The organism is Microbacterium indicum DSM 19969, from assembly GCF_000422385.1.
GTDB classification, from domain to species: domain Bacteria; phylum Actinomycetota; class Actinomycetes; order Actinomycetales; family Microbacteriaceae; genus Microbacterium; species Microbacterium indicum.
In genome coordinates, this window is record NZ_AULR01000001.1 from 533,046 (window position 1) to 544,782 (window position 11,737).

Here is an 11,737-nt window from a genome sequence, read left to right on the forward strand (position 1 = left end):
GGATGGCGACGGTGTGATCAGGCCCGGGCGGGTCCCGTCGAGGATCGCGTCGTGAGCGACGCGGCCGTCGCGCGGTCCTGCGGCGCGGCGTCGGGATCCGCGAGGCGCCCGAGGATCGCGGCGAGCGCGGCATCGACCGTGAGGTCGACGTCCTGCCGCACCGACGTGATGTCGAGGTACGAGAGCGCCGCGACGTCGCTGTCGTCGTAGCCCGTGATCGAGACGTCGTCGGGGATGCGCACGCCCGCGCGCACGAGGGTGCCCATGAGGCCGGCCGCGCAGTGGTCGCTGCACCCGATGACCGCCGTCGGTAGCTCGTCGCGCGCGAGGAGGTCCCGCGCGGCGCGCGCGCCGTCCTCCTCGCCGAAGCCCACGTCGATCTCGTCGGTCGGGAGGCCCCGTGCCGCCATCGCGGCGCGGTACGCCCGCGCTCGATCGGCGCCCACGATCCCGACGGACCCTCCCGCGTACGCGATCCGCGTGTGTCCGCGCTCGACGAGGTGCTCGACGAGCAGCTCGAGGCCGCGATCGTCGTCGGTGCGCACGGCGTCGACGCGCGGGTCGCCGGCGTGCTCGCCCATCCACACGACGGGCATCGACGCGATCGCGCTGCGCAACGCGGGCGAGGCGGGATCCGGGTTGTAGCAGGCGAGCGCCTCGACGCGCTGCTCGAGGAACTGCGAGACGACGACCTCGGTCGTGCGCACGCCCGTGACGGGGCCGAGAACGACGTCGAACCCCGCCTCGGCGGCGCGCTCCATGAGGCGTTCGACGACCCGCAGTTCGAAGGTGTTCCCCGCGGCGTACAGCATGCCGATGAGGCGCGAGCGCCGCCGCCGCAGCAGGCGCGCCGACACGTTCGCGCGGTACCCGATCTCCTCGGCCGCGCGCCGCACCCGCTCGCGCGACGCGGTGCTCGGGCCGGGCTCGCCGCGGAGCACGAGCGAGACCGTCTGCTGCGAGACGCCGGCCGCGGCGGCGACGTCGCGCATCGTCGGGCGGCGGCCCTCCGCGCTCCGCGCCGAACTCGTCATCAGGCCCGCACGAAGTCGGGCTCTTCGAAGGCCTCGACCTCGGTAACTCAGCGGTCCCGCACGAACGCGACGTGCGCGGGGTGCTCGTCATAGGCGGCGTATGCGGCCTCGTCGGCGAAGCGCATCGTGAACTGCCACGCGAACGCGCTCTTCGCGCTCACCTGCCGGTTGATCGCGAAGTCGGCGGTCCCGGGGATCGCCGAGAGCGTCGCGCGGGCGTCGGCGAGGAACGCCTCCTCCTCGGGGGAACCCGGCGCGTGGACGAGCCGGAAGGCGACGGTGTGCTGGATGTCTGGCATCGTGCTTCTCCTGTGCGAGCCGGGGTCAGGCTGCGGGTCAGGACGCCGCGGCGATCTGGGGGAGCACCTCGTCGATCGTCACCATGACGGAGACGACCTCGTCGTGCGGGTGGACCGGCGACTCGAGGAGGCCCCGGCCGACGTACGAGGCGAACGCCGTCGCCTGACAGCCGAGGCCGTCGTGGATCGCCTCGAAGGTCTCGTCGCGCCAGACGGCGGTCGCCTCGGATCCGAGCGCCCCGAGGACGAGCCGGATCCCCGACGGTCCGAAGAAGGGGCTCAGGACCTCGAGCCGCCCGAGCGATCCGTGGATCGACGCCTCGACCGGCAGTGACGCGACAAGCGACGTCGAGAGAACGGCCTCGGCGCCCGACGGGGTCGCGAGGAGGACGTTCGCGCTCGCGTCGACGCCGGTCTCGGCGACCGTGCCGATCGCGCGGACGACCGATGGCGCGCCGAGCACCGAGGAAGCGAACGAGACGGGGTACACGCCGGCGTCGAGCATCGCGCCGCCGCCGAGCTCGGGGTTCCAGAGGCGGTGCTCCGGCAGCTCGGGCGCGACGAAGCCGAAGTCGGCGCGGACGAGCGAGACCTCACCGAGGACTCCGCTCTCGAGCACCTGCCGGATGACGTCGGCCTGCGGGAGGCGGCGGGTCCACATCGCCTCGGCGACGAGCACCCCGGTGGCACGGCCCGCTGCGAGGATCTCACGCGCCTCGTCGGCCGACATCGCGATGGGCTTCTCGATGAGGACATGCTTGCCCGCCGCGATCGCCTGGAGCGCCTGCTCGCGGTGCAGGGGGTGCGGCGTCGCGACGTAGACGACGTCGACGTCCGGGTCGGCGAGGAGCGCCGGGACGGAGTCGTGCACGCGCGCGATGCCGTGCTCGTCGGCGAAAGCCCGGGTCTTCGCCGCGTCGCGGGCCGTCACGGCGACGGCGCGCTGCGCGGTGTGGGCGTGGATCGCGTGCACGAAGCGGCCTGCGATGCCGGTCCCGATCACGCCCCAGCGGAGCGCCGGCACGGACGCCGGATCGATGAGGCGGGGCTGGGGGATCTGGACGGACATGCGGCGACCTTTCGCCGACACGTTGGGGGGGGTGACTCGCTTGGATCGCTCCAAACGCGCGGCGAGACGCGACCCGTCCCCGGCGGAGATCCGCCGCAGACGGGCTCAGGCGCGCTGGTCGGGGGCCTGCTCAGCCGCGAGCGGCGCGGCGGCGCTCTGCTCGGGCGCGGCGGCGGTGGTCGCGGCGGCCGCGGCCTGCTCGTCGGCTCCGGCCCGCAGCTCGCTTCGGAAGACGCGCATCGACTGGCCGACGCCCTTCGCAAGGGCGGGAAGGCGCGACGCACCGAAGATCAGCAGGACGATCGCCAGGATCAGCAGCAGCTGCATGGGGTGCTCGAACAGAGCGGGCATGGGGTCCTCGATTCGGAGAAGTGCACCCCGAGCGTAACCCTCCCCGCGCAGGAACGGGCTGTGGACCCGTCAGGCGCGCGCTGTGACGAGATCGACGAGATGCCGCGCGACGTCGCCCTCGGCTTCGAGCACGACCCGGGTGCGCACGCCGTCGTGGTCGCGCGGCGCGACGCGCTGGCCCCGCAGGTCGGCGATCGTCTGCCCGCGGCCGGGCCCGTCGGTCGCGTCGACCGAGACGGGGACCCGGGGCGCGAGCGACGGGATCACGCCGCCCGTGCTGATCGCGGCGGCCAGCGGATCGTGAAGCGCGCTCATGCGGCGGCCGTACTCGGGGACGTAGAAGTCGAAGTAGAAGTCGAGCGCCTCGCCGACGGCACGCGCGATGGGGCTGTCGCTCGCGAGCAGCTCGGCGCGGTGCGACTCCTCGAACGGGTTCGCCATCGTGACGTCGAGCGGCACGAGGGTCACGTCCCAGTCGGCCGCGATGACCCGGGCCGCGGCCTCGGGGTCGTTGCCGATGTTCGCCTCGGCGACCGGGCTGATGTTGCCGGGGACGAGCGCGGCGCCGCCCATGATGGTGATGTCGGCGACGCGCTCCGGGAGCGTGGGATCCGCCTCGAGCGCGACCGCGAGGTTCGTGAGCGGGCCGATCGCGACGATCCGCAGCTCCCCCGCGTGCTCGCGCGAGAGGTCGATGAGCAGCTGGGCCGCCGAGCGCGCGTCGACCGGACCCTCCGACCGCGGCAGCTCGACGTCCCCGATGCCGTTCGCGCCGTGGACGTGAGGCGCTCCCCCGTCGTAGGGGCGCGCGAGGAAGTCGGTGCGCCCGATCGCGACGGGGATGTCGTCGCGCCCCGCGAGCCCGCACAGGTCGAGCGTGTTGCGCGCCGCCTGCGTCGCGTCGGTGTTGCCGCTCACGGTGCCGATCCCGACGAGGCGCGCGGCCGGCGTCGCCAGCAGGTAGGCGAGTGCGAGGGAATCGTCGATTCCGGTGTCGCAGTCGAGGTAGGTGGGGCGCGCGGGCAGGCTCATGCGGATCCTTGTCGGGTAGCTTCGGAACTCAGATCCTATGGCCACGCGCGTAAGAGGCTTCTCGTGAACCACTCCCCCATGCCCCTCACCGTCGTCGGCAGCATCAACGTCGACGTCACGGCCCGCGTCGAGCGTCTTCCCGCGGCGGGCGAGACCGTCGGCGGGGGCGAGCTCACCCGGTCGCCGGGCGGCAAGGGCGCGAACCAGGCCGTCGCGGCGGCACGGCTCGGCGCCGCGGTGCGGATGATCGGCGCCGTGGGCGACGACGCCGACGGATCCCGGTCGCTCGCCGATCTCGAGGCGTCCGGCGTCGACGCCGACGCCGTGCGGACGGTCGGTGCGCCCACGGGCACGGCGCTCATCGGCGTCGACGCCGCGGGTGAGAACCAGATCATCGTGGCGCCCGGGGCCAATGCGCGCGTCACGCCGGATCACCTCTCGATCGGGCCCGACGACGTCGTCCTGACGCAGCTCGAGATCCCCCTCGACACCGTGGCTGCGATCGCCGACGCACGGCCCGCGTTCTTCGTCGTGAACGCGGCCCCGGCGCAGCACCTGCCCGCGGGCGTCGTCGACCGCGTCGACCTGTTCATCGTGAACGAGACCGAGTACGAGCTCCTGCCCGAGCTCGCGCGGGCTGCCCGCGTGGCCGTCACCTACGGCGAGGCGGGCGCCGCGATGTTCGAGCACGGCCGCGAGGTCGCCCGTGTGCCCGCGCTGCCGGCGCTCCCCGTCAACACCGTGGGCGCCGGCGACGCCTTCTGCGCCGCCCTCACGATCGCGCTTCGCCGCGGGCTGTCCGACGAGGCGGCCCTGTCCGCCGCGTGCGCCGTCGGCGCCACCGCGGTCGAGGATCCGTCGAGCCAGCCCGCGCTCAAGGCGCTCGACCACTACGTCGCGGGCTGACCCCCGTCACCGCGCCCAGGGGCGTGCCCCGTCCGCGTCGAGCATCACCCTGAGGGCTCCGGGGAGCACCTCGGCGCGGAAGAAGGCGGACTCTCCCTCGTAGTCGCCGTCGAGCTGGCACGCGACGGGCTGGTCGCCGACGATCTCGACGGTGCGGGCCTGCCCGTAGGTGAGCGGATCGACGTGCGCTCCCCACGCGATGCCGCTCGCGATCTGGACGAGCTGGCGGAGCCCCGAGGGGGCGGCGACCATGACGTCGAGCGCGACACCGAGGTTCCGCGCGAGGAGGTTTCCCGTCCCCGCCGGGATCAGCGCGACCGGCACGCCCGTCCCCGCGAGCTCCTGGCAGACCACCCGCACCGTGCCGTCGCCGCCCGCGACCATGACGACGTCGACGTCCGCAGCCACGGCGTCCCGCGCCATGCGGACACCCGAGTCGTCGTGCTCGGTCTCGAGCCGGAGGGGGGTCCACCCCGCGCGCGCTGCAGCTCCGACTCGACGCGGCGGCCGAACAGCGCGAAGTCGAGGACCTTGGTGGGGTTGCAGACGATCGCCGCGCGCTTGTTGCTGTCCTGGGCCGGCAGGCCGAGCACGGCCCAGCCCTGGAGGATCCGGTCGACGCCCGTGAGCGCGAGCCATTTCCGCGCATCGGTCTTCGTCACGAACGTAAGCGCCCTGTCGTCCTCGGTTCGCGCTGGATTCATCTCGCCATCTGGCGCGGGATAGCGGGCCTGCCAACGACCCGACGGGAGCTTACGCAAGAGCCCCCGGCCTCGCGGTTCACCGTGCTCATGATGGCCTCCCGTGGGCTCGAACAGCCGCTCGCGGACCGTCGTGCCCCTCCGTGCACCTCACGTTACGCAGGCCCAGAGATCCGCAGTATTCCGCGGAGGTTGAGTCACTGCGTTCACTTCGAAGGGCACGATGGGACACGGCGTCGGGTGTCGGCGGAACCCCGATGCGGTTCGGATCGCACCTCCTTGCCCACGTCGAAGGTGCACGCGTGCCCCCTGCGTGCCCCACTGAATGGATATTCCTGATCATTTCTGTTCTCCTCTGTCTTCGAACAGAGGGCACGAACAAGGCCCGAACCCGCGAGATTTCGCGAATCCGGGCCTCTGACCAGGCTTTTCAGCCGAAGTGCTTCAGAAAATTTCTAGAAGTCCCAGTCCTCGTCCTGCGTCGTCTCGGCCTTGCCGATGACGTACGACGAGCCCGACCCGCTGAAGAAGTCGTGGTTCTCGTCGGCGTTCGGCGAGAGGGCCGACAGGATCGCCGGGTTCACGTCGGTGACCGTCGCGGGGAACATCGCCTCGTAGCCCAGGTTCATGAGGGCCTTGTTGGCGTTGTAGTGCAGGAACTTCTTGACGTCCTCGGTCAGGCCGACGGTGTCGTAGAGGTCCTGCGTGTACTGCACCTCGTTGTCGTAGAGCTCGTAGAGCAGCGAGAACGTGTAGTCCTTGAGCTCGTCCCGCTTGGCCTGGTCGACCTTCTCGAGCCCCTTCTGGAACTTGTAGCCGATGTAGTAGCCGTGCACGGCCTCGTCGCGGATGATGAGGCGGATGAGGTCGGCGGTGTTGGTCAGCTTGGCGTGGCTCGACCAGTACATCGGCAGGTAGAAGCCCGAGTAGAAGAGGAAGCTCTCGAGCAGGGTCGAGGCGACCTTGCGCTTGAGCGGCTCATCGCCCCGGTAGTAGTCCATGACGATCTGAGCCTTCTTCTGAAGGTTCGGGTTCTCGACCGACCAGCGGAAAGCCGCATCGATGTCGGGGGTGTTCGAGAGCGTCGAGAAGATCGACGAGTAGCTCTTCGCGTGCACCGACTCCATGAACGCGATGTTCGTGTAGACGGCCTCCTCGTGCGGGGTGAGCGCATCGGGGATCAGCGAGACGGCGCCGACGGTGCCCTGGATCGTGTCGAGCAGGGTCAGGCCCGTGAACACGCGCATCGTGAGCTTCTGCTCGGCCTCCGTGAGCGTGTTCCACGACTGCACGTCGTTCGACAGCGGCACCTTCTCGGGCAGCCAGAAGTTGCTCGTGAGGCGGTTCCACACCTCGACGTCCTTATCGTCCTCGATGCGGTTCCAGTTGATGGCCTGGACCGTGTCGAGCAGCTGGAGTTTCTCAACCATGTTGTTCCTGTCAGTTCCCGGTCGGCGCGGTCAGAGCGTGCAGCTGACGCAGCCCTCGACCTCGGTGCCCTCGAGTGCCATCTGGCGCAGACGCACGTAGTAGATCGTCTTGATGCCCTTGCGCCAGGCGTAGATCTGGGCCTTGTTGATGTCGCGCGTCGTCGCCGTGTCGGGGAAGAACAGCGTGAGCGAGAGGCCCTGGTCGACGTGCCGGGTCGCGGCGGCGTAGGTGTCGACGACCTTCTGGTAGCCGATCTCGTACGCGTCCTGGTAGTACTCCAGGTTGTCGTTCGTCATGAACGGCGCCGGGTAGTACACGCGACCGAGCTTGCCTTCCTTGCGGATCTCGATCTTCGAGGCGATCGGGTGGATCGACGCCGTCGAGTTGTTGATGTACGAGATCGAGCCGGTCGGCGGGACGGCCTGCAGGTTCTGGTTGTACATGCCGTGCTTCTGGACCTGGGCCCTGAGCTCGCGCCAGTCGTCCTGCGTCGGGATGTGGTGCTGCGCGAACAGCTCGGCGACGCGGGCCGTCGCGGGCGCCCACTCCTGCTCGGTGTACTTGTCGAAGAACTCGCCCGACGCGTACTTCGAGTCGGCGAAGCCCTCGAACGAGACGCCGCGCTCGCGCGCGATCTCCATCGACGCCGTGATGGCGTGGAAGAGCACCGTGTAGAAGTAGATGTTCGTGAAGTCGACGCCCTCTTCGGATCCGTAGAAGATCCGCTCGCGCGACAGGTAGCCGTGGAGGTTCATCTGGCCGAGGCCGATCGCGTGCGAGCGGTCGTTGCCGTCGGCGATCGAGCGCACCGACTCGATGTCGGACTGGTCGCTCACGGCGGTGAGGCCGCGGACGGCCGTGTTGACGGTGCGGCCGAGGCTCTCGGCGTCCATCGTCAGCGCGATATTCAGCGAACCGAGATTGCAGCTGATGTCCTTGCCGATCTGGTCGTACGACAGGTCGACGTTCAGGGTCGTGGGCGTGTTCACCTGCAGGATCTCGCTGCAGAGGTTCGACATGTTGATGCGGCCCTTGATGGGGTTGGCCGCGTTCACCGTGTCCTCGAACATGACGTACGGGTAGCCCGACTCGAACTGCACCTCGGCGAGGGTCTGGAAGAACTGACGCGCGTTGATCTTCGTCTTCTTGATGCGCGGGTCGTCGACCATCTCGCGGTACTTCTCGGTCACCGAGATGTCGCCGAAGGGCACGCCGTAGACGCGCTCGACGTCGTAGGGCGAGAAGAGGTACATGTCCTCGTCGTTCTTCGCGAGCTCGAACGTGATGTCGGGCACCACGACGCCCAGCGAGAGCGTCTTGATGCGGATCTTCTCGTCGGCGTTCTCGCGCTTGGTGTCGAGGAACTTCATGATGTCGGGGTGGTGCGCGTTGAGGTACACCGCGCCCGCGCCCTGACGCGCGCCGAGCTGGTTCGCGTAGCTGAACGAGTCCTCGAGCAGCTTCATGACGGGGAGGATGCCGCTCGACTGGTTCTCGATCTGCTTGATCGGGGCGCCGGCCTCGCGGATGTTCGAGAGGAGGAGCGCCACGCCGCCGCCGCGCTTCGAGAGCTGCAGCGCCGAGTTGATCGAGCGGGCGATCGACTCCATGTTGTCCTCGATGCGCAGGAGGAAGCAGCTGACGAGCTCGCCGCGCTGCGCCTTGCCGGCGTTGAGGAAGGTCGGGGTCGCGGGCTGGAAGCGGCCCGAGAGGATCTCGTCGACGAGGTTCCAGGCGAGCTTCTCGTCGCCGTCGGCGAGCGCGAGGCTCGTCATGACGACGCGGTCCTCGAAGCGCTCGAGGTAGCGCTTGCCGTCGAACGTCTTGAGCGTGTAGCTCGTGTAGTACTTGAACGCGCCGAGGAAGGTCTCGAAGCGGAACTTCTGCGCGTAGGCGTGCTCGTTGAGCTTCTCGATGAACGAGAACTCGTACTTGTCGATGACGGCGCCCTCGTAGTACTCCTTCTCGACGAGGTAGTCGAGGCGCTCGCGCAGCGAGTGGAAGAACACCGTGTTCTGGTTGACGTGCTGCAGGAAGTACTCGCGCGTCGCTCGCTTGTCGGCGTCGAACTGGATCTGCCCGTTCGCGTCGTACAGGTTCAGCATCGCATTGAGGGAGTGGTAGTCCATCCCATCGAACGCGGGGTTGCTCTTGAAGTCGAACCGCTCCGCGGTCAGAGTTCCTTCCACCATGTGTCCAATCCTTCGCTCACGCGATCTACGTCTTCTGGGGTGCCGAAGAGCTCGACTCTGTCCAGGAGCGGAACCTGGCACTTTCGGCTGATGATGTCGCCGGCGATGCAGTACGCCTCGCCGAAGTTGGTGTTGCCCGTGGAGATGACACCGCGGATCCAGCGGCGATTGCTCTCGTCGTTGAGGAAGCGGATCACCTGCTTCGGGACCGCGCCCTCGCCGTTTCCTCCGCCGTACGTCGGGAGGACGAGCACGAACGGCTCCGATACCCGGAGCGGGTCGTCCCCCCGATGCAGCGGGATGCGCTCGGCCGGGAAGCCGAGCTTCTCGACGAATCGGGCGGTGTTGCCCGAGACGCTCGAGAAGTAGACCAGATGCGGGGCCTCCGCCTCTGTCGCCGTCGCGGTCATGATCGTTTCCTCTCTCGCCGCGTCAGCGCCTGTTACGCGAGACGAGCCGCGAGCTCGTCGATCTTGTCGGGGCGGAAGCCCGACCAGTGCTCCTCGTCGGCGATGACGACGGGAGCCTGCAGGTAGCCGAGGGCCTTGACCTGCTCGAGCGCGTCAGCGTTCTCGGTGACGTCGGTGACCTCGTACTCGATGCCCTTCGCGTCGAGCGCACGGTAGGTCGCGTTGCACTGCACGCAGGCAGGCTTGCTGTAGACGGTGATCGCCATGATTTCCCCTCCGGATCGATGTCTGTGCCAGCGGAGCGCCGCCGGGACTTCAATACTACATATGGGGGCGCACCTACGGGGGCACCACTAGGTGTAGTAGTTACATCTCTGTCATTCTCCACAGTTCTCCACGCCCTGTCCACACCCTTCTGCACGGGTCCGTCCACAGCACAGAGCCCTCGAGAACCGCGAGATCGCGCGCTTCTCGGGCCCCGCGGAGTCGTTCTCCACACCCCCGACGGTACGCACGACCACCGACATCCGAACGCCTGAGGATGCGCCGGTCGGCGTGTCGCGCCGCGCCCCTCTCGCGTCCCTAGGCTGGGCTCATGTCGCCCCCCTTCGACCCCCGTGACCACCTGCCCGACGACCTCCTCGAGCGGATCCGCTCCCGCGCCGACCAGGTCGATCGCGACAATGCCTTCCCCGACGAGGACCTCGCGGAGCTCCGCGATGCCGGATACCTGCGGATCCTCGTCAACGGATCCGCCGGCGGCGCGGGCCTGAGCCTCGAGCAGGCGTCCGTCCTGCAGCAGCGCCTCGCGACGGCGGCGCCTGCGACGGCTCTCGCGATCAACATGCACCTCGTGTGGACCGCGGCCGCGAAGATCCTCCGCGAGCGCGGCGACCACAGCCTGCGTTTCGTGGAGGAGGAGGCCGCGTCCGGCGAGGTGTTCGCCTTCGGCATCAGCGAGCCGGGTAACGAGCTCATGCTCTTCGCGAGCGGCACCGACGCCGTTCGCCTGCCGGGCGGCGGGTACGCGTTCACGGGCACGAAGATCTTCATGTCGCTCGCGCCCATCTGGACGCGGCTGGGCGTGCACGGGCTCGACGCCGCGGGCGGGGACCCCGAGCTCGTCTTCGCCTTCCTCGAGCGCTCCGACGACGTCGTCACCCACGACGACTGGGACACCCTGGGTATGCGCGGCACGCAGAGCCGCACGACCGAGCTCCGCGGGGCCGAGGCGGCCGCCGACCGCATCGTGCGACGCGTCGCGCCCGGACCCGGCTCAGACCTGCTGCAGTACGCGATCTTCGCCGCCTTCTCGCTGCTCGTGGCGTCGGTCTACACCGGCGTCGCGCAGCGCGCGCTCGAGCTCGCGGCGGAGGCGGCGCGCTCGCGCGCCTCGAAGCGCACGGGGCTCGCGAAGAGCGAGGATCCCGTCGTGCGCGACCGCGTCGGCGAGGCGGCGATCGCCCACGACGCGCTCGTGCTCGAGCTCTCCGCGCTCATGCGCGGGCTCGACGAGCACGCCGCATGGGGATCGCGCGCCTTCGCCCTCTTCTCGGGCATGAAGGTGCGCGCCGTCACGACGGCGGCCCGCATCGTCGACGCGGCGCTGCTCGTCGCCGGCGGGGCATCGTTCCGCAACGGGAACGAGCTCGCGCGCCTCTCGCGCGACGTCCGCGCGGGCGGGTTCCACCCGTCGTCGACCGACGCGGCACGCCAGACGGCGGCAGCGGTCTGGCTCGACTGAGCGCGCGCCGCGGGCGCGATTTCGGGGGAGAAGCGTCTCTGCGCGGAAGCGCGGAGTCGGTTCTCCCCCGAAACGCAGAAAAGGCCACCCGTCATCGGGTGGCCTTTTCCTCAAGTTAAGTCCGGCGGTGTCCTACTCTCCCACAAGGTCCCCCTTGCAGTACCATCGGCGCTGAGAGGCTTAGCTTCCGGGTTCGGAATGTGACCGGGCGTTTCCCTCTCGCTATAACCACCGAAACACTCATCACCACACCACAAAAGCAGTGGGAAAACCGTGTTCCAACAGGCATAAGCACTATTAGAATTATCAGACTCTCACGAGCACAACGATCGTACCCTGAGAACCACAAAGTGGACGCGAACAAACAAAAACGAAGTGTTATCAAGTCATCGGCTTATTAGTACCAGTCAGCTGCACACGTTACCGTGCTTCCACATCTGGCCTATCAACCCAGTAGTCTGCTGGGAGCCTCACAGCCCGAAGGCCATGGAAGTCTCATCTTGAGGCCGGCTTCCCGCTTAGATGCTTTCAGCGGTTATCCATCCCGAACGTAGCCAACCAGCCATGC

General features: G+C 68.9%; 12 protein-coding genes, 2 rRNA genes and 1 pseudogene. 2 read left to right on the forward strand and 13 right to left on the reverse strand.

Features of this window, described 5'->3' with window-relative positions; all coding sequences use genetic code 11:
* Nucleotides 1–17 precede the first annotated feature (17 nt).
* From H576_RS0102500 to H576_RS0102520, 5 genes are all read right to left on the reverse strand, one after another.
* Nucleotides 18–1,034 (reverse strand): LacI family DNA-binding transcriptional regulator, encoded by a 1,017-nt coding sequence (locus tag H576_RS0102500; RefSeq protein WP_029149610.1) that lies wholly within the window; start codon nt 1,032–1,034, stop codon nt 18–20.
* A 47-nt stretch (nt 1,035–1,081) separates the two neighbouring features.
* Complete coding sequence (locus H576_RS14075; protein WP_051172062.1) at nt 1,082–1,333, reverse strand: Dabb family protein; 252 nt, start codon at nt 1,331–1,333, stop codon at nt 1,082–1,084.
* A 37-nt stretch (nt 1,334–1,370) separates the two neighbouring features.
* Nucleotides 1,371–2,402 (reverse strand): Gfo/Idh/MocA family protein, encoded by a 1,032-nt coding sequence (locus H576_RS0102510; protein WP_029149611.1) that lies wholly within the window; start codon nt 2,400–2,402, stop codon nt 1,371–1,373.
* Between the two features lie 105 nt (nt 2,403–2,507).
* On the reverse strand, nt 2,508–2,753 hold the full coding sequence (locus H576_RS0102515) for a twin-arginine translocase TatA/TatE family subunit (protein WP_029149612.1): 246 nt from the start codon (nt 2,751–2,753) through the stop codon (nt 2,508–2,510).
* A 69-nt stretch (nt 2,754–2,822) separates the two neighbouring features.
* A complete protein-coding gene (locus H576_RS0102520) occupies nt 2,823–3,785 on the reverse strand; it encodes a nucleoside hydrolase (RefSeq protein ID WP_029149613.1) in 963 nt (320 codons plus the stop codon).
* A gap of 78 nt (nt 3,786–3,863) precedes the next feature.
* Between H576_RS0102520 and H576_RS0102525 the strand changes: the two genes are divergently transcribed.
* Complete coding sequence (locus H576_RS0102525; protein WP_036318688.1) at nt 3,864–4,691, forward strand: ribokinase; 828 nt, start codon at nt 3,864–3,866, stop codon at nt 4,689–4,691.
* Between the two features lie 6 nt (nt 4,692–4,697).
* Here the strand turns inward: H576_RS0102525 and H576_RS16555 are convergent, their stop codons facing one another.
* The 6 genes and pseudogenes from H576_RS16555 to nrdH form a co-directional block, all read right to left on the reverse strand.
* Nucleotides 4,698–5,330 carry a diacylglycerol/lipid kinase family protein gene (locus tag H576_RS16555; protein WP_156888100.1) on the reverse strand — a complete coding sequence of 211 codons (633 nt, stop codon included), beginning with the start codon at nt 5,328–5,330 and terminating at the stop codon, nt 4,698–4,700.
* Nucleotides 5,330–5,452: pseudogene (locus H576_RS17410) on the reverse strand (hypothetical protein); the annotation flags it as partial. The gene H576_RS16555 and the pseudogene H576_RS17410, both read right to left, overlap by 1 nt.
* 395 nt (nt 5,453–5,847) lie before the next feature.
* Complete coding sequence (gene nrdF / locus H576_RS0102535; RefSeq protein ID WP_029149616.1) at nt 5,848–6,822, reverse strand: class 1b ribonucleoside-diphosphate reductase subunit beta; 975 nt, start codon at nt 6,820–6,822, stop codon at nt 5,848–5,850.
* A gap of 30 nt (nt 6,823–6,852) precedes the next feature.
* Nucleotides 6,853–9,015 carry a class 1b ribonucleoside-diphosphate reductase subunit alpha gene (gene nrdE / locus H576_RS0102540; RefSeq protein ID WP_036318691.1) on the reverse strand — a complete coding sequence of 721 codons (2,163 nt, stop codon included), beginning with the start codon at nt 9,013–9,015 and terminating at the stop codon, nt 6,853–6,855.
* Nucleotides 8,997–9,425 (reverse strand): class Ib ribonucleoside-diphosphate reductase assembly flavoprotein NrdI, encoded by a 429-nt coding sequence (nrdI, locus tag H576_RS0102545; RefSeq protein WP_029149618.1) that lies wholly within the window; start codon nt 9,423–9,425, stop codon nt 8,997–8,999. The genes nrdE and nrdI overlap by 19 nt, the downstream gene beginning before the upstream one ends.
* A gap of 32 nt (nt 9,426–9,457) precedes the next feature.
* Entirely contained in the window at nt 9,458–9,691 is a 234-nt protein-coding gene (gene nrdH / locus H576_RS0102550) for a glutaredoxin-like protein NrdH (RefSeq protein ID WP_029149619.1), read from the reverse strand.
* A gap of 329 nt (nt 9,692–10,020) precedes the next feature.
* Here nrdH and H576_RS0102555 point away from each other — a divergent pair, with 329 nt between their 5' ends.
* Nucleotides 10,021–11,169 carry an acyl-CoA dehydrogenase family protein gene (locus tag H576_RS0102555; RefSeq protein ID WP_029149620.1) on the forward strand — a complete coding sequence of 383 codons (1,149 nt, stop codon included), beginning with the start codon at nt 10,021–10,023 and terminating at the stop codon, nt 11,167–11,169.
* 119 nt (nt 11,170–11,288) lie between these two features.
* Here H576_RS0102555 and rrf read toward each other — a convergent pair.
* A 5S ribosomal RNA gene (rrf, locus tag H576_RS0102560) occupies nt 11,289–11,405 on the reverse strand.
* Nucleotides 11,406–11,546: 141 nt separating this feature from the next.
* Nucleotides 11,547–11,737: ribosomal RNA gene (locus H576_RS0102565) — 23S ribosomal RNA — on the reverse strand; the annotation flags it as partial.

What these genes read in the sequence shown, in the direction of transcription:
- H576_RS0102555 (WP_029149620.1), top strand. Translation starts at nt 10,021, where the DNA reads ATGTCGCCCCCCTTCGACCCCCGTGACCACCTGCCCGACGACCTCCTC.
- H576_RS0102510 (WP_029149611.1), bottom strand. Translation starts at nt 2,402, where the DNA reads ATGTCCGTCCAGATCCCCCAGCCCCGCCTCATCGATCCGGCGTCCGTG.
- H576_RS16555 (WP_156888100.1), bottom strand. Translation starts at nt 5,330, where the DNA reads ATGGCTCGCGCTCACGGGCGTCGACCGGATCCTCCAGGGCTGGGCCGT.
- H576_RS0102520 (WP_029149613.1), bottom strand. Translation starts at nt 3,785, where the DNA reads ATGAGCCTGCCCGCGCGCCCCACCTACCTCGACTGCGACACCGGAATC.
- H576_RS0102500 (WP_029149610.1), bottom strand. Translation starts at nt 1,034, where the DNA reads ATGACGAGTTCGGCGCGGAGCGCGGAGGGCCGCCGCCCGACGATGCGC.
- nrdI (WP_029149618.1), bottom strand. Translation starts at nt 9,425, where the DNA reads ATGACCGCGACGGCGACAGAGGCGGAGGCCCCGCATCTGGTCTACTTC.
- nrdH (WP_029149619.1), bottom strand. Translation starts at nt 9,691, where the DNA reads ATGGCGATCACCGTCTACAGCAAGCCTGCCTGCGTGCAGTGCAACGCG.
- H576_RS0102525 (WP_036318688.1), top strand. Translation starts at nt 3,864, where the DNA reads ATGCCCCTCACCGTCGTCGGCAGCATCAACGTCGACGTCACGGCCCGC.
- H576_RS0102515 (WP_029149612.1), bottom strand. Translation starts at nt 2,753, where the DNA reads ATGCCCGCTCTGTTCGAGCACCCCATGCAGCTGCTGCTGATCCTGGCG.
- nrdF (WP_029149616.1), bottom strand. Translation starts at nt 6,822, where the DNA reads ATGGTTGAGAAACTCCAGCTGCTCGACACGGTCCAGGCCATCAACTGG.
- nrdE (WP_036318691.1), bottom strand. Translation starts at nt 9,015, where the DNA reads ATGGTGGAAGGAACTCTGACCGCGGAGCGGTTCGACTTCAAGAGCAAC.
- H576_RS14075 (WP_051172062.1), bottom strand. Translation starts at nt 1,333, where the DNA reads ATGCCAGACATCCAGCACACCGTCGCCTTCCGGCTCGTCCACGCGCCG.